This window comes from Burkholderia cepacia ATCC 25416 (genome assembly GCF_001411495.1).
In the GTDB taxonomy this organism is placed as follows: Bacteria; Pseudomonadota; Gammaproteobacteria; order Burkholderiales; family Burkholderiaceae; genus Burkholderia; species Burkholderia cepacia.
This window is the reverse complement of the sequence record NZ_CP012982.1, coordinates 222,610-238,360: the sequence shown is the minus strand read 5'-3', so window position 1 is coordinate 238,360 and position 15,751 is coordinate 222,610. Positions and strand designations below refer to the sequence as shown.

Genomic DNA, 15,751 nt, shown 5'->3' with positions numbered 1-15,751 from the left:
AACCGAAATCACAGGAGATCAATCATGCCAGTTGACAATTCGGCGGCCGAGTCCGCCCGGAGTCTGTTGAACGGGATCGACTACAGCGCCCTGATCGGCGGCCCGTTGCAGGCCGCGATCACCGCGCAGGCGATGGCCGCGAAATCCACCTACGAGTTCATCGACAAGGTCGGCCTCACGACCGACACCGACGGCGTGAAGCAGGCCGTCAACGTCACCTTCCTGTACCAGAAGGACGGGCAGATGGTGAAGCTGATCGTGCCGCTGCTGACGATCGTGCCGGTGCCGCTGATCCTGGTCGACGAAGTGACGATCCAGTTCAAGGCGAACATCAACGCGGCGGCGTCGTCGACGTCGGAAGAGTCGAAGTCCGAAGCGATCGCGGGCGAACTCTCGGCGCAGGGCAAGATCGGCTGGGGGCCGTTCAGCCTGTCGGCGCAGATGAAGGCCAGCTATTCGAGCAAGAAGGATTCGAAGGCGACGCAGGACTCGCGCTATTCGGTCGAGTACACGCAGGACGTGTTCGTGCATGCGTCGCAGGCCGGCGTGCCGGCCGGGCTCGCGACCGTGCTCAACATCCTGTCGAGCGCCGCGACCGGCGCGAGCCGCAACGGTGACATGCAGGTCAGTCCGGCGTTGTCGACCGTGATGTCGGGCGATCCGTCACAGCAGCAGATGCTGCAGGTGCGCCTGCAGAATTCGAGCGGGCTGTTCGCCGGCAATACGGAGGTCGCGTTCCAGATCGATCCCGCGCTCGCGGACAAGTTCCGGATGAGCCGCGCGCCGTTCGGTTCGACCATCCCGTTCGATGCAGCCGGCAAGGTCACGTCGTTCAAGACCGACGGCGACGGTTCGTTGTCCGTCCTGTTCTGGGCGGAAGGCGAGGTCGACGCGCAGGCGATCGACCTGACGGTGTCCGCGTCGATCCCCGCGCCGGACAGCGGCAAGGTCGATGCGAAGTCGGTTGTCGTGCCGGTGCGCGTGCTGCACCGGCTGCCGCCGCCGTCGGCGCCGTCACTCAAGAGCGCGCAGGCGACGCTCTCGATTGCCAAGGGAGACTCCGGCAAGGACGTGCTGACCGCGCTTAAACCGGACGGCACGCCGGCAGTGGGTGTCGAGCTGAAGTTCGCGTTCGACGCAGGCGGTGCGGGGTTCGAGGTCACCGCGAACGGCGACAGCGTGAAAGCCGATCCGCCGCCGAAGACCGACGCCAACGGCAAGGTCGAGATCGATTGCAAGGCGCTCGACGACACCAGCAAGTCGGTCGTGACCGTCAGCGCGACGATCGACGGCGCGGGCGTGTCCACGAGCCTCACGCTGCAGGCCAAGCCCTGATCCGTCCGATGTGACAATCCGCCCGCGCCGGCCTGCCGGCGCGGGTTAGAGGAGAACACCGATGACCAATCTGCGGGATATCGCCGCCGCGTTCCTCGACAGTCTCGCGGGCGCGCAGCACGAAGCGAACCTGTATTCGAAGCGCCTCGCCGTGAAGTATCGCGAGGATCCGTTGCTCAAGTATTTTCCGGTGCCGAACGGCCTGCTCGACGAAGCGGACGTGACGCTGCGCTTCGCGGTGCCGCCGGGCGCCGATGGCGACGAACGGGCATCGCGGCTCGACGCGGACACGCTGGCGGCCGATGCGCTGCCGTCGCAGGTCGCCGTCGCCGACCTGGCGACGGAGGCAGGCGCACTGCTGCTGCGCGATCTCGCCGGCGCGCTCGGCCGCGTGCGCGGCACGCGCGGCGCGGCCGGTGGGGGCGCCGACCCGGCACACGACCGGATCGACGCGTTGCGTTCGTCCCGCGTCGTGCGCGAGCTGGGCGGCAATCTGCATGCGTTGCTCGGCGACGCACTGACGCAGGCCATGCGCGGCACGCCGCCGACGCGCGATGCGCTGCGGGCCGGCCTGCTCGACGTGCTTCACGCATCGCTGGACGACGGCCTGGCGGACGTGTTCGACGCGCACGAGCGCGCGGATGCGGGACACACGTCGTTCGAGGGGACAGTCGACGCGAGCTGGGATGCACTGCGCGGGCTGATCGAAGCGGCGGCCGAGCGGCAGCGCGGGATCCAGGCGGAGACCGCGCGCGTGCCGTCGCTCGCGGTGACGCTGGACCCGGCCGCGCTGCAGGGTATTCCATCCGAATTCGTGCAGACGCTGACGCTGCGCGCGAAGCTGCGCAACTACAAGTGGGTGCTCGTCGGCGAAGGCGGCCGCGAGCGCGACGAACTGGTTGTCACGGAGTGATGCCATGACCGATTCCATCAGCCCCGTCGTCGATCTGCAGTACCTGTTCGCCGCGCCGATCGAGGCCGTGATCGAGGCGGACTTCATGGCCGCGCGCCAGTTCGTCCGGTACGTCCGCGAGTTCGGCTTCGTGCGGAAGCCGTCCACCGGCTGCGAGCCGGGAGATCTGGACGACAGCGACTTCGGCGAACTGCGGATGATCACGTTCTTCTACGAACAGGTGCTCGGCAAGGACAAGACCGAATGGCGCCGCGTGCAGGTTCCGGTGCTGTCATTGATCCCGCTGCCGCTGCTCGAAGTGAAGACCGCGACATTCGATTTCGGCGTGCGCCTGCTGCTTGCCGAGCGCGTGAAGGCGTCGTGCGCGATCCCGCTGCTGCCCGGCGATGCGGACGATGCCGCGCCGCGCCAGTATCGCTGGAGCGCCATGCTCGCACGCGGCCGGCCCGAGGCCGGCGGCCAGACGCGCGAGGACGTGTCGCCGTTTCTCGAGGCGAACATCGGCGCGAAGGTCGAGGTCGGGCAGGCCGGCATCCCCGCCGGTATCGGCAACCTGCTGGCGCTGCTGGGCATGAATACCCAGGTCGGCGGCGCGGGCACCCAGGCCACCGGTGAAGGTGGCGATCACTCCAGGAGGGAGTCATGAAGACGAGCGAGAAGATGCTGAACGACGCACCGGGTTTCATGTGCCCGGTCTGCACGCGCGGGCGGGTGAAGTTGTCGCTGGCGGATTTTCTCGGCAACAGCGAGGTCCGCTGCCCGATGTGCGGCACGCCGTTCCAGATGGACAAGACGGGCTGCGCGGAACTGGTGGATCGGCTGCAGGATCTCCAGGTCGCGCAGCAGAATGTCCGGCTGCTGGAGAAGAAAGCCGACCGGTGAACGCGCCGCCGCGATCTTGCCGCGTCCCGTTGATCGTTGCGCCGCAACAGGCGGCCGGCGCTGCGCCACCCGCCCCGGACGTCCAGCCGGGGCGGCTTGCATTGGGGGGGGCGGGATTTTTGAAGTAATTTCATTCGGATATTTTTCATACAAAATCCCGGCGGCATATCGGCGTGCCGAAGCGGGGGCAGCGCCGGTCTGCTGCCCATCCACCGTGCCAACGGAAACCAGCCGATGAACCATCGCGTCACGCAGTTGACCGGATTGCGCGCCGTCGCGGTGGCGATGGTCGTGGTCGGACACGCCGAGCACGTGCTGCCCGGCGGCTACACGGGCTGGTACGCGCCGTTGCGGCTGATCGCCGACGGCCGGCTCGGCGTGCTGATCTTCTTCGTCCTCAGCGGCTTCCTGATCACCAACGTGTTGCGCGCCGAATTCGCGCGCACGGGCGGCATCGCGCTGACGTCGTTCTACGTGCGTCGCGCGCTGCGGATCTGGCCGGCCTGCTACGTCTATCTCGCGGCGGTCGCGATCGTGGCTTTCGCCGGCTGGTTCGACGTCGACCGCCGGCAGTGGCTGTATGCGGCGCTGCACCTGTGGAACTACTCGGCGTGGTTCGGGCTGACCGGCGACAACACGTTGCATCCCGACGGTGCGTGGTATCTCGGCCATTTCTGGTCGCTCGCGCTCGAGGAACAGTTCTACTGGTTCTGGCCGCTGCTGTTCGTGTACGGCATGCGCCGCGGCGGAACGCGCTGGCTGGCCGCGCTGATCCTGGTCGTGCCGCTCGTGCGCGCGGTCACGTACTTCGTGGCGCCCGCGCTGCGCGGGCAGCTCGGGATGATGCTTCACACGGGCGTCGATCCGATCCTGATCGGTTGTTATGCGTCGCTCAACCGCGAACGGCTCGAAGCGTGGATTCGCTCGTGGCGCGGCGGGACGCGCATCGTGACGGCGATCATCGTGGTCGTGCTGATCGGCGGCCCGCTCGCCGAACACCGGTTCGGTGGCTTCTGGAATGCGACGTACGGCGTGACGCTCGAGGCGGCGCTGATCGCGATCGTGATCGTCGTGCTGAATTTCCGCAGCGAATTCTGGTGTGCGCGATGGTTGCGTGCGCAGCCTGTCGTGTTCGTCGGCACGATCTCGTTCAGCCTCTATCTGTGGCAGCAGCCGTTCGCGAATCCGGATCTGCCGGTTGCGCATGCGTTTCCGCTTGGGATCGTGTGGGCGCTGATGGCGGCGACGGCCAGTTATTTCCTTGTCGAGAAACCGTTCCTGCGGCTGAAGGATCGGTATACGGCGCGCGAGATGCGGCGGGGGCGGGAGGAAGCGCGGCTCAGGCCGGCGTCGGGCGAGGCGATCGGGGCGAAGGTGGTGGAGTAGGCGGGCGGGGTGGACTCGCCGCGGCACGTCACCGTCATTTGAATCGCTTCTTCGAGGCAGGCGAATACCAGAAGTCTCGGTACATATCGCTCCCGTATGATTTGCCGTCGTATTTGACGACCGTGCGCACGGTGCGCTTTCCTGCGTCCGGTTGTTTGTCGTCGTTGCTTTCCGCGTTCATCACGTGTGCCGTAATCGACAGGTCCGCAAAGCCGTTGTGCGACGTCTTCTCGACCGCAATCGTCATGCGGGCGGACTCGCTGCGCAGGTCACTGGTATCGGGGCCGCACGCGGTGCCTGTGGTGGCGACCCAGCCATTGAGATTGGTACCAAACACGGGGCGGATACGGGTGCCTTCGCGAATCCACAGTGTCAGTTCGTTCTCCATGTAGGCATCTGGGCAGCTCGGTCCGTGCGCGGTGCTGCTGAACACGACGCCGAATGCCCGTACATCGGGCGACAGCCGGTACGGCGCAGTATCGATGCGATAACTGTTCTCGCCGATCTGTATCGCCGCGTCCTCCTGAATCACCGAACGCTCGGCCGCCACGACCTTGCCCCCTTCGACGAGCGCGACGACCTGCAGCTTTTCGCTATCGTCGGGATTCTTGCTCTTCGGCAGCGAATCGAACGCGACGGCCGCGATCGTCGTTTCAGGTGCATTCGGCATGACCTTGCAGGCCGCCGCGACGACGAGCCGGTCCGCGTCACGTGTGGCGATGCGGGCGCTCGCGATGCCGGCCCAGCGGGCGACGGCAGTCACGGTGTCGTCGTCGCAAGGCTGGCTGTCGGCGGCGTGAACGATGGGGGAGGCGGCGAGCGCCAGCAACGGGGCGAAATGGAGGATTCTCACGGTCGTGATGGAAAGAGGTTCTTCATGGATGTCGTGTATGTCGCTTACCGACGGCGGATTCAAACCGTCGATGCAACGCATCACTACATGGCTCAGACGAGCGGCAGAAAGCGGCCGAATAAGGGCTGACAGCTTGCTCAGTCGTTCAATTCAATGCGATAGCGGAGCGTCTCGGCGAATCCGTAGGCTGCCGGCTTTCTGAAGCGCTCGATCAATACGCCATTGCACGCAGCGATTACCCTCTGCGAGGCGATATTCTCCGGATCAACTGTTAGTTCGACATAGGGCAGGCCTTCTCCCTTTGCTTCGCCCAGCATCAAATCGAGCGCCTGCGTGGCATAGCCGTTGCCCCTCTTCCACGGCACGACCGAGAAGCCGATATGTCCGAGTACGTACGACGGCAATTCGGCGGTTCCGGCCTGCCAACGAAATCCGATTGCGCCGCTGAAATCACCGTCCCATATCCAGCGGACAATGCTCGGGAGCCGCGTGACAGTCGAGCCATCGGGTAAGGGAATCGGACCGCCCGATGCAGTTGGATCGTCCAGTCCGTCCACGAATCGCTCAGCATCTACGTCAATAGCGTCCAATTGTTCGCGCGCAGCGATCTCCTTACGGACGTTGTCGGGCGACCATCCTGCCTCAAGCGCCGCAACGTAGCTCGGCAGCAAGGCGGTCGTAGGTCTCAACAGTTTGATTGCGCTCATGCTGATCGGTGCGTGTCTGGGAAGATGATTGCCAACAGTTTAATCGGCGGCGTCGAGCATCTCAAAATGGCCGACCGCCGCCTGATGCGGTCGGCCGAACCAGACCGGAAGAGACACTCAACTTCCCATGAAGCGGACGCTAGCGCCATGTTGCGCTGCGTGTGTTCATGGGTAAATCGACTTAGAATTACGCCTCACACTTCGAAAGAGCGCCTGATGGTCACAGTCCGCGCACTCAGCGGCGATTCGGATAACGATTACGCGAACGTATCGCGCGTCTTTATCGAAGCCGCCTCTTATACTCAACTGGTCGAAGGACGGTCACCCTCCAAAGAAGATGTTGATGATTTCTTCTACGGCAAGCCTGCAGGCAAAGATGGGGGAGATAAATCAGTCTTCGGCTTTTATGTCGGGCCAGACATGGTTGGCTGTGCCGACGTGATTCGCGCATATCCAACTGACGACTGCATCTGGATCGGACTGCTGTTATTTTCCGATGCGTACCAGCGTCGTGGTTACGGAAAGACTGCGTTGGCGTTGCTCGATGCTATGGCGCGTGAGTGGGGCTTCCGCAGGGCGCAACTCGCGGTCGTTTCAACGAATCCGCGTGCGTTCGCATTTTGGCAGCGCGAGGGATTCGAGGAAATCAGACGGGCGACCAATCAGCGATTTCTCGGCGAGCTGATCGTCATGGAGCGACCCATTCCGTAGCTGCGTCGAATGGCTCAAACTGGCGGTGGTTTGATGCAGTACAGGCGGAAATTGGCGGCCGCTCCTGACCGGAAACTGCCCGATATGCCCGGCGGAGTTGCTGACAATAAGCGCCCAGGGCGAGGGCGTCGCGGACGCCTCATTGAATCGGTGAACCTCCGCGAGCACGAGTTTGGCCGACTGCCATTCCGGACGTCCTACTTGGGCTTCGCGTGCCTCCAACGCCAACGCGATCACTTCGACCAGCTGCCGCTCCGGCAGCGAGGTCAGGGCATCCACAAGTTCTCGATTTTGCAAAAAACTCATCGAATTAACGATCCTGTCCAATCAACGAGGTGGTGACGGCAGATGCATTGCTTTCGGGGCGTCGCGGATGGCGCTTTTTTGTTCGTTAAGCGAAACCCTCTCTCTAATATCCGCCGACCTGGTGATGCTGTCTTCATCTGGCGCTGCGCTAATCATGGCTCAATTGCTTGAGCCACGCGTTCAATTCACGCGTACGATCACGTGTTCTGTCGATTTCGCAAGTCAGTAGATCAAGATTACGATCTGCGCCTGCCTCGTTTATCAGATACCAAGCGGTACACTCTTTATCGAGAAAGCGGACCCATTGACGCTGAGCCTCGACGAATTTCGTCTTGAGTGCCGGATAGTCGACGTACTCGTCACGCGGCCGAGACATCGACTTCAAAACCTTTTGGTAAGTGCGGTTCAACTCGTCATCCGCTTGCTGAAATTCGCCTTGACTACGCTGCAGCAAGCACTCGGGCGCCACGCTGTCAAGTGCGCAGCTCTGTGCCTGTGCAGAGGTGAACCACGAAAATGTCAGCGCCATGGCGACCCCGAGCGCTGCGCAACGACGGCCGGATGCCGATGCGTGGATATGCATTCTTGCTCCCACTGCTGTTTTTTCATTCATGTGGCGATCGGAGTAATTCTGGCGTCGATCGTGGTCGACAGCGCCGACTGAAGTACATATCGTTGGCTTGCTTTAAACAAGCACGGTCAACTTTGTAAAAGCCGATTGTCAACGAACGACTCGGTCATGTCGAGTGACTGATAATGGCTGCGGGCTCAACCGTCCGGAGTTTCCGAAAAATCCGCAAAGAATAAAAAAGGCCCTTCCGAGAAGGGCCTTTCATGGACGAAGGTACGAGCGACGCTTACCGCGTCAGCGCCGTAAACCCTTCCAGCAACCGATCGACATCAGCTGCTTGAATCGCGCCCATCGTCGAAATCCGGAACAGTTCCTTCGACAGCCCGCCTTGCCCCGCATAGATCACGAAACCGCGCGCCTTCAAGCCGTCATGCAACGTCTCGTACGTCACACCCTGCGGCAACCGATACGCGCGCAGCACGACCGACGATTCACCTTCCGGCAGCACGAGCGGCATCCCGCGCGCCGCCAGTCCGGCCTGCGCCTGATCGGCGAGCGCCTTGTAATGCGCATGACGCGCACGCCAGCCGCCAGCCTCATCAAACTCGCGCAGCGCCTCGACGAGCGCGTAATACGCGTGCACGGAAGGCGTGAACGGCGTATTCCGCTGATCCTGCAGCTTTGCCAGGCGACCGAGATCGAGGTAGTAAGTGCGGCTTGCAGCCTTCGCGAGCGCGCTGCGCCGCACGATCACGAACGCCGCGCCCGGCACGCCGTGCAGGCACTTGTTCGCGGTCGCGGCAACCGCGTCGATGTCGCCGCCGGCGAAGTCGATCGCCTCAGCCCCAAAACTGCTGACACCATCGACGAGCATTTTCACGCCGCGCGCACGGCACACCCCGGCAATCGCGCCGAGATCGTTCAGCCGGCCCGTCGTCGTCTCGTGATGAATCACGGCGACATGCGAGTACCCGCCCGCATCGAGCCGTGCGGCGATCTGCGCGAGATCGGGCGCCTGCATCCACTCATGCTTCAGCACGTCATGCGCGATCCCGTACTGCGTCGCGATCTGCGTGATCCGCTCGCCGTACACGCCGTTCTCGATCACCAGCAGCTTGCCGTCCTGCGGCACGAGGGCCGCGATCATGCTTTCCACGGCGGCCGTGCCCGAACCCGTCATCAGCGCGGCGGTCCATTCGGCCGGATCGAGCTCGTACGCGGCAACGAGGCGCGCACGTGCTTCGTCCTGCAGATCGAAGAATTCGCTTTCGCGATGGCACAGATCGGGTTGCAGCAGGCTGCGGCGCACGCGTTCGGTGAGCGTGACCGGGCCGGGGTTCAGCAGCAGCATCAATGGGCTCCTTCAACGTGGGCTTCGGTCTGCGCGGCGCCGATGTGCCGCATCAGACGGGTCTTGACCTCGACCGGCGTGACGGTCGGGCGGGGCAGGCCGTCGGGCACGCCGGTGCGGATCGCCAGGCGCACGAACTGCGCACCGTCGCTTGACGCGGCCAGCGCCGTATCGAGCACGTCGAGCGTGTCGCCTTCGACCGCCGACGCGTAGCCGCACGCCGCCGCGACACCCGCGAACGACACGTGCTGCGACACCGTTGCCTGGCCGCCCGTCGATTCGTGCGCGCCGTTGTCGAGCAGCACGTGCGTGAGGTTCGCCGGGCCGTAGGTGCCGAGCGTCGCGAACGCGCCCATGCGCATCAGCGCGGCGCCGTCGCCGTCGACCGCAACGACCTTCAGGTCGGGGCGCGCGAGCGCGAGGCCGAGCGCGAGCGGCGTCACGCAGCCCATCGAACCGACCATGTACAACTGGTTCGGGCGATCGTCGATCGCGTAGAGTTCGCGGCCGCAGAAGCCGGTCGATGCAAGCACGACGGTCGAATCGACCGGCGTGTGCGCGATCACGCGCTGCAGCGCGTCCTGGCGGGTCGGCCAGGCTTCGGCCGACGCGGCGCGCGACGACGATTGCGCGGCGACATGCGTGCGCGGCCTGGCTGCCGGGTTCGCCTTCAGCTCATACGGCGCGACGCTGCCTTTCTGCATCACGAGCGCGTACGGGCGGCCCGTCGCGTCCATATGCGCGATCGCGCGGTCGAGTGCCGGGCCGACCTGTTCGGGGTCGGTCGGGAACGTCTCCCACGGGATCTCCATCGTGTCGAGCATCGCGGGCGTGATCGGGCCCATCAGCGCGTGCTGCGGCTCGTCGGATACACCCGGCTGGCCGCGCCACGTGACGATCAACAGCTGCGGCAGGCGGAACGTCCAGGTCAGCGACGTGAGCGGGCTCACCGCGTTGCCGAGCCCCGAGTTCTGCATCATCGCGATGCCGCGCTTGCCGCCGAGCGTCGCGCCCGCGATCAGCGCGACCGCGTCGCCTTCGTTCGCGGCCGACACGTAATTCAGCGTCGGGTCCTGCAGCACGTAATTGATGAACGGCGTCAGGTACGAGCAGGGCACACCCGCGTACCAGTCGAAACCGCGCTCGCGCGCGGCCTCGACGAACTGTGCCGCTTCGATCATTGCGCGCCCCCGTTGCCGGTGCCCGGTTCGGACAGCGGCGTCTGGCCGTGCGCGAAGTCGCCCGCGCGGCGGAAGTCTTCGAGATCGTTCACACCGCGCCAGTGGCCGTGCACGTACTGCACCTCGATCTTCTCGCCGGCGGCGATCAGTTCGTTGAGCAGCGACGGGATGTCGAGCGTGTCGAAATCGTCGCGCGCCTGCAGCGTCGCGAGCATCGCCTTCAGGCGCTCGACACCGGCACCGCGCACGTTCAGCAGGCCGATCCAGCGGCCGTGCGGCGTGCCCGTGGCGACGTCGCTCGATACGCGTTGCAGGTAGGTCTTCTGGCCGAACAGGCCGCGATCGTCCGCCGCCGAGCACAGCGCGAAATCGCGCACGCTCTGGTTGGTTTCCGTCAGCGACGAATCGACCACCACGCTGAACTCGGCCTCGCTCTCCGCGAGGTCGCGCACGATGTAGCTGCGGAACAGCAGGTCGCCGTACGAGATCACGGTGTCGCCGGTCAGGCGTTCGGCCGCACATGCGAGCGACGCGAGTTCGCCCGTCTGCGCATGGCGCTCGTTGACCACGAGCTTGATGCCCGACGTGTCGATCGCGTCGGCGCGGTAGCCGCCGACCACGGTGATGTCGTTCACGCCGTGCGTCTTGAAGCCGTCGACGAGCCAGCGCAGCAGCGGCTTGCCGGCGACCGGCAGCATGACCTTCGGCTTGTCTTCGGTCACGGCTTCGAGGCCCTTGCCGCGGCTCGCGGCGAGCACGATCGCCGCGTTCGACGCGCGCGACGACGACGACAGGTAGATGCGCTCGGCCGCCGAGTATTCGTCGGCGTCCTGCAGGCGGAAGATCTCGTTGACCGATGCCACGCGGTCCTCGACGTTGATCAGCGTTTCGCTCTCGTGGATCTCGCGCGCGGTCGCCTGCATCGCGGATGCCGACGCGCGGATCAGGTGGTTCGCCCAGATCACGGTGCTGATGCCGGCCTGGCGGAACACGTCGGTCGGCGTGCTGTAGTACTTGGTCGGCACGATCACGAGCGGCGCCTTGCCGCTCCATTCGCGCGCGAACTGCAGGATCTCGTCCGGGCGCGACAGCTTGCTGTGGATCAGGATCGCGTCGGCGCCGGCTTCCGCGTACGCGTTCGCGCGACGCAGTGCCTCGTCCATCCCCCAGCCTGCGATCAGCGCTTCGACACGCGCGACGATCGAGAAGTCGGGATCGGTCTGCGAATCCTTGCCGGCCTTGATCTTGCCGCAGAACTCGTCGATTTCCGCGAGCGGCTGGCGCTCGCCGCCGATGAAGCTGTTGGTCTTCGGGAACTGCTTGTCCTCGATACAGACGCCGGCGATGCCGCGCTGCTCGAGCTTCTTCACGAGGCGGCGCACGTTGTTGAAGTTGCCGTAGCCGGTGTCGCCGTCGAGCAGGATCGGCAGGTCGCTCGCGTCGGCCATGAATTCGAGCACGTCGACGACCTGCGTCCAGCTCGCTTCGTTGTTGTCGCGCACGCCGAACTGCGCGGAGATCGCGAGGCCCGATGCCCAGATGCCCTTGAAGCCGGCTTCGCGGACGATCCGTGCGGACAGGCCGTTGTGCGCTTCCATCAGGAATTCGAGGTCGCTGCTGACGAGCATGCGGCGCAGGCGGGCGCTGCGCGATTCGGTGAAGTTGGGTTCGCGTGCGTTCATCGTGCGACTCCTGCGGTGGTGCGTTGAATCAGTGGGAGGATTTCTTGGGTGGCGCGGGCGACGTCGTTCGGGAAGTCGATCTCGATCCACGGCGAGCCGGTGACGTCGGCGACGTCGAACGAATGACCGCCTTCGAGCAGCAGGTCGCGCACGGCTTCCTCGTGCGGCATGTTCGCGCGGCCGCTGTCGACGTAGCCCGCGACGATCGTCGCGAGGCGGCGCGCGGTGCCTTCGGTGAAGCGGAAGAAGCCGACCGATTCGCCGATCGTGTCGTATTCGAGGTCGACCGCGAGCTGCTTGCGCAGCTCGACCGGCACGCCGTTCTTCAGGCACAGCTTGACGGGTTCGTCGCCGGCCTCGAAGTCGCGGTCGATCAACAGGCGGTCGACCGCCTTGTCGGCATCGGCCACCAGCGCGTGCAGGATGTTCTCGTCATACAGCACGTCGGCGTCCATCAGCAGCACGTCGCCGCCGCGCGTCATTGCATCGGCGACGGTATGCACGGTCAGCACGCTGCCGAGGTCGTAGCGTTCGTTGATCACGATCTCGGCCTGGCGGCCGAGGCGCTTCAATTCCTGCTCGACCTTCCCGGCCTGGAAGCCGAGCCCGAGCACGATTTCGTCGACGCCCGCGGCATCGAGCACGCGCAGATGGCGCTCGAGCAGCGACACGTCGTCGAAGCGCAGCAGGCACTTCGGGAACTGTGCCTCGGGCGGTTGTTGCAGGCGCAAGCCGAGGCCTGCCGCAAGAATGATGGCTCGCATGGGTTCTCCAACCAAAAAGCCGGCGGATCTGAACGATCAGTCGGCGAGCGGCTGCGGCGCACGGCGCCGCTGCCAGTTTCTTTCACTGAAATGCAGATAGAGCAGGCCGGGCAGGCCGAGCGCGAGTTCGCGCGCGCGCTTCGCGAGCGACAGCGCGAGCGCCGCGTCGGGCGGCAGTCCGACCAGCGGCGCGAGCAGCAGGTAGCCGCCTTCCTGCGCGCCGAGCGAGCCCGGGATCGCGAAGGCCGCGCCACGAATGGCCTGGCCGACGCTCTCGAGCAGCAGCGCGTCGAGCCAACTCACCGGGTGCCCGAGGAAGTGCAGCGCGAGCCACACTTCCGCGGTGCCGACGATCCAGCCGACGAGACTCAATGCGAACGTCTTCGCGACCTTCGCACGATCGCGGTACAGCGCGCCGACCGCGTCGTCGATCGCGTCGGCGCGGGTCGCCAGCGACGACCAGTCGCGCGGGCCGAGCAGCTTCGACGCGAGGCGCAGGCCGCGGCCGAACAGCCCGCGCCGCTGCGCGACGTAGAACAGCGCGGCGAGGGCGCCGAGCACGCCGGTGGCAATCAGCGCGGGCGTGCGCAGGTGCGCGACCGATTCGTGCGTGGCGTACAGGCTGAACGCGGCGATGCCGATCAGCGCGAACGCCATTTGCGAGAGCGCCTGCATCGTCGTGCTGACGGTGACGGCCGCTGCCGCGTCGGCCATCCGCGTGCCGCGCTGCGCGAGGTGGCGCACCATCAGCACGGGGCCGCCGATCTGCCCGGCGGGCAGCAGGCTGTTCACCGATTCGCCGACCCAGCGCGCGCGCAGCGCGTTGCGGAGTTCGGCGCCGGGCTGGCCGTGGCGGAACATCACGGAGATCGCCATCGCGTCGATCACGAGCGGCACGACGTGGAACGCCGCGACGAGCGCGAGCCCCCAGCCGGCCGCGAGGAACGTGGACGCGACCGCGCCGACGCCCTGCCAGGCGAGGAGTGCGACGAAGAGTGCGGTCCCGAGGGACAGCAGGATCAGGCCGGCGCGTGTCATGACCCGGTCGGGCGTCGCGTCGCCAGTTGCTTGAACACCTGGCGGAAGCCGAAATACGCGATCGCGTCCTTCATGTTCGAGATGAAGCGCTTCCACGGGCGCATGCCGGGGTTCGTCACGTATTCGAAGGTGAGCGACACGCGCATCTCGTTCTGGCCCAGCGGCGTGATGCGGTGGCGCAGCTTGTCGCCGTCGAACAGCACGATGCCGCCGTCGGCGATCTGGACGGAGCCCGGCTCGTCGGCCACGTCCGGATTGCGCGTGTGCAGCTCGTAGTCGAGCCGGCACGACGATTCGTCGATCACGCCGATCAGCAGCGTATAGCGGCGGCCGTCGTAGTACGACGTGTCGTAGTGCCAGCCGATGTGGTCGCCGGGCTTCGTGTAGTAATACAGCGCATACGCGTGCGGATCGTCGTCCGGCGACAGCATCAGCTTGTCGCCCGTGACCTTCTCCAGGAAGGAGATGAGCGCCTTCGAGCGATACAGTTCGGCGATGTACGGCGCCTGCTCGTCGATCGTATGGCGGCTGACGCTGCCGCCCTGCTTGTGGCCGGGCAGGTAATTGCGGTTCAGGCCGGCCTGCATCGCGCGGGCGGCCGCCGCGAGCTTCGCGTGCGCGTCGGCCGGCAGGAAGGCGTCGAGGTACAGGAACGAGCCCTGGCGGGTGTAGTCGCCGCGCAGGCGGTCGAGGTCGAGCGAACCGACGCAGTCGGCCACGGTGCGATCGGGATCGGCGGCCGCCACGCGCGCAGGCGCGGGGCGTGCCGGGCTCAGCACGGAGTCGTCGCGCGTGCTAGGAGTCATTTGGAAGCCTGGATTTCGGTTGGATTCTGCGCGACGTTGCCGCGCCGGACGATGCGCCACCAGTCGATCACGACCCATGCGGCGAAGAGCGGGGCGCCGATCGACGCCGCGAGCAGGAACGGTTCGACGCCGTCGAAGAGCGTCACGAGCGGCAGCAGGTACAGCACGTCTTCGGTTTCGAAGCCGCCGGCGAACGCCTGCTTGGTGCCGGCCTTGCCGGCGATCGATTCGATCCGCATGCGCAGGAAGAAGATCAGCGCGACGGCGGCGCCGGCCACCGCGCCGAGCAGCACCGGCGACGCGGCCATCTGGCCGCCCTGGGCGACGATGCCGAGGCCCATGCTGACGAACAGCGCGATCGTGACGAGCGCGTCCGCCGCGAGGTCGTAAAAATGACCGATCTTGCTGGATTTCCCGCTGATGCGGGCGAGCTCGCCGTCGGTGTGGTCGACGAAGTTCGACAGCACGATCAGGAACGCGCCGGCATTGCTCCAGCCGAAGCCGCCGTGCGCGAGGCACCAGGCGCCGGCGAGGCCGATCAGCAGACGAACGGTGGTGAGGTGATTCGGGGTGACGGGCGTGTCGACGAGCGGTCGGACAAGCGAGCGCGCGAGCCGCGCATCCCAGGTGCGTGGCAGGGGCGGTTCGGAACGTGTGGCGGTTTTTCTTTGGTCCATCGGCGAAATATATACGGAATTGTAATTTGTTGCTTTTTATTCGATCAATGTCCTGACATGAGCGAGTGTTACCGCGTCTTGCGACGATCGGCCGACCGAAAAGCGCGTGCGCGAAAGGGCGGCCGAACGGGGCTGCGGGATCCGTATTCCAGTGTGGTTCGCGTCGCGCGCCTGTCAAGGACGGACGGGCCTCACAGGCCGGTGCGGCGGTGTTTTTCGCGCTTCCCGGCGGGAGACGCGCGGCGCGTGCGAGCTTGACGTGCGTCAGGCCGGGACAACCGGCATCGGGTGACAATTGGCCGCGCCGGATGCGGCATCGACCATTGCCGATCGACAGGCGATGAATCGCAACGGAAATCCGTCGATTGATGTGTGCGGATTGGTGATCGTCGACCGGTCGTTGTGTCCGATGCTTTCGTGCACCTTTCACGTGCATTCGAATTGAACGGGGCGCCTGTCACAGAACGGCCGTTCGATACGCGGCAAATCCGGCAACGATCTTTTTCATACGGCGGACATTTCGCGGCGACCGCCTCTGAGATACTCCGACCATGCCTGTGGTGCCGGCCGCCCGTCGCGGCCACAAGG

The 15,751-nt window shown here is 65.5% G+C and carries 16 protein-coding genes; 6 read left to right on the top strand and 10 right to left on the bottom strand.

The window, feature by feature from the left end:
* Nucleotides 1-24 precede the first annotated feature (24 nt).
* The 5 genes from APZ15_RS18505 to APZ15_RS18485 all read left to right on the top strand — a co-directional run bounded on the left by APZ15_RS18505 (nucleotide 25) and on the right by APZ15_RS18485 (nucleotide 4,516).
* Complete coding sequence (locus APZ15_RS18505) at nucleotides 25-1,335, top strand: DUF2589 domain-containing protein (protein ID WP_080981948.1); 1,311 nt, start codon at nucleotides 25-27, stop codon at nucleotides 1,333-1,335.
* Nucleotides 1,336-1,396: 61 nt separating this feature from the next.
* A complete protein-coding gene (locus tag APZ15_RS18500; RefSeq protein WP_027791312.1) occupies nucleotides 1,397-2,248 on the top strand; it encodes a hypothetical protein in 852 nt (283 codons plus the stop codon).
* A 4-nt stretch (nucleotides 2,249-2,252) separates the two neighbouring features.
* Nucleotides 2,253-2,894, top strand: coding sequence for a DUF2589 domain-containing protein (locus APZ15_RS18495; protein ID WP_027791313.1), 642 nt, complete (start codon nucleotides 2,253-2,255; stop codon nucleotides 2,892-2,894).
* A complete protein-coding gene (locus APZ15_RS18490; protein WP_027791314.1) occupies nucleotides 2,891-3,130 on the top strand; it encodes a hypothetical protein in 240 nt (79 codons plus the stop codon). Before APZ15_RS18495 ends, APZ15_RS18490 begins: the two co-directional genes overlap by 4 nt.
* 234 nt (nucleotides 3,131-3,364) lie before the next feature.
* Nucleotides 3,365-4,516, top strand: a complete 1,152-nt coding sequence (locus APZ15_RS18485) for an acyltransferase family protein (protein ID WP_027791315.1) — start codon at nucleotides 3,365-3,367, stop codon at nucleotides 4,514-4,516.
* Nucleotides 4,517-4,550: 34 nt separating this feature from the next.
* On the opposite strand, the gene APZ15_RS18480 is transcribed toward APZ15_RS18485, so the two are convergent.
* Together APZ15_RS18480 and APZ15_RS18475 are read right to left on the bottom strand one after the other, a co-directional pair.
* The gene (locus APZ15_RS18480; protein WP_027791316.1) at nucleotides 4,551-5,369 is read right to left on the bottom strand and encodes a PA3715 family protein; all 819 of its coding nucleotides are present in this window, start codon (nucleotides 5,367-5,369) and stop codon (nucleotides 4,551-4,553) included.
* Nucleotides 5,370-5,506: 137 nt separating this feature from the next.
* Nucleotides 5,507-6,076, bottom strand: coding sequence for a GNAT family N-acetyltransferase (locus APZ15_RS18475; RefSeq protein ID WP_034196037.1), 570 nt, complete (start codon nucleotides 6,074-6,076; stop codon nucleotides 5,507-5,509).
* A gap of 24 nt (nucleotides 6,077-6,100) precedes the next feature.
* Here APZ15_RS18475 and APZ15_RS39455 point away from each other — a divergent pair, with 24 nt between their 5' ends.
* A complete protein-coding gene (locus APZ15_RS39455; RefSeq protein WP_080981949.1) occupies nucleotides 6,101-6,787 on the top strand; it encodes a GNAT family N-acetyltransferase in 687 nt (228 codons plus the stop codon).
* 454 nt (nucleotides 6,788-7,241) lie between these two features.
* Here the strand turns inward: APZ15_RS39455 and APZ15_RS18465 are convergent, their stop codons facing one another.
* The 8 genes from APZ15_RS18465 to APZ15_RS18430 form a co-directional block, all read right to left on the bottom strand.
* Nucleotides 7,242-7,706 carry a lysozyme inhibitor LprI family protein gene (locus APZ15_RS18465; protein ID WP_226153226.1) on the bottom strand — a complete coding sequence of 155 codons (465 nt, stop codon included), beginning with the start codon at nucleotides 7,704-7,706 and terminating at the stop codon, nucleotides 7,242-7,244.
* A 244-nt stretch (nucleotides 7,707-7,950) separates the two neighbouring features.
* On the bottom strand, nucleotides 7,951-9,015 hold the full coding sequence (locus tag APZ15_RS18460; protein ID WP_027791320.1) for a 2-aminoethylphosphonate aminotransferase: 1,065 nt from the start codon (nucleotides 9,013-9,015) through the stop codon (nucleotides 7,951-7,953).
* Complete coding sequence (aepY, locus tag APZ15_RS18455) at nucleotides 9,015-10,196, bottom strand: phosphonopyruvate decarboxylase (protein WP_027791321.1); 1,182 nt, start codon at nucleotides 10,194-10,196, stop codon at nucleotides 9,015-9,017. The genes APZ15_RS18460 and aepY overlap by 1 nt, the downstream gene beginning before the upstream one ends.
* The gene (gene aepX / locus APZ15_RS18450; RefSeq protein ID WP_021162084.1) at nucleotides 10,193-11,878 is read right to left on the bottom strand and encodes a phosphoenolpyruvate mutase; all 1,686 of its coding nucleotides are present in this window, start codon (nucleotides 11,876-11,878) and stop codon (nucleotides 10,193-10,195) included. The genes aepY and aepX overlap by 4 nt, the downstream gene beginning before the upstream one ends.
* Nucleotides 11,875-12,642, bottom strand: coding sequence for a phosphocholine cytidylyltransferase family protein (locus APZ15_RS18445; protein WP_027791322.1), 768 nt, complete (start codon nucleotides 12,640-12,642; stop codon nucleotides 11,875-11,877). Before APZ15_RS18445 ends, aepX begins: the two co-directional genes overlap by 4 nt.
* Nucleotides 12,643-12,678: 36 nt before the next feature.
* Entirely contained in the window at nucleotides 12,679-13,680 is a 1,002-nt protein-coding gene (locus APZ15_RS18440) for an HpnL family protein (RefSeq protein WP_027791323.1), read from the bottom strand.
* The gene (locus APZ15_RS18435; protein ID WP_027791324.1) at nucleotides 13,677-14,486 is read right to left on the bottom strand and encodes a HalD/BesD family halogenase; all 810 of its coding nucleotides are present in this window, start codon (nucleotides 14,484-14,486) and stop codon (nucleotides 13,677-13,679) included. The genes APZ15_RS18440 and APZ15_RS18435 overlap by 4 nt, the downstream gene beginning before the upstream one ends.
* Nucleotides 14,483-15,163, bottom strand: coding sequence for a CDP-alcohol phosphatidyltransferase family protein (locus APZ15_RS18430; protein WP_021162080.1), 681 nt, complete (start codon nucleotides 15,161-15,163; stop codon nucleotides 14,483-14,485). Before APZ15_RS18430 ends, APZ15_RS18435 begins: the two co-directional genes overlap by 4 nt.
* Nucleotides 15,164-15,751: the final 588 nt, after the last annotated feature.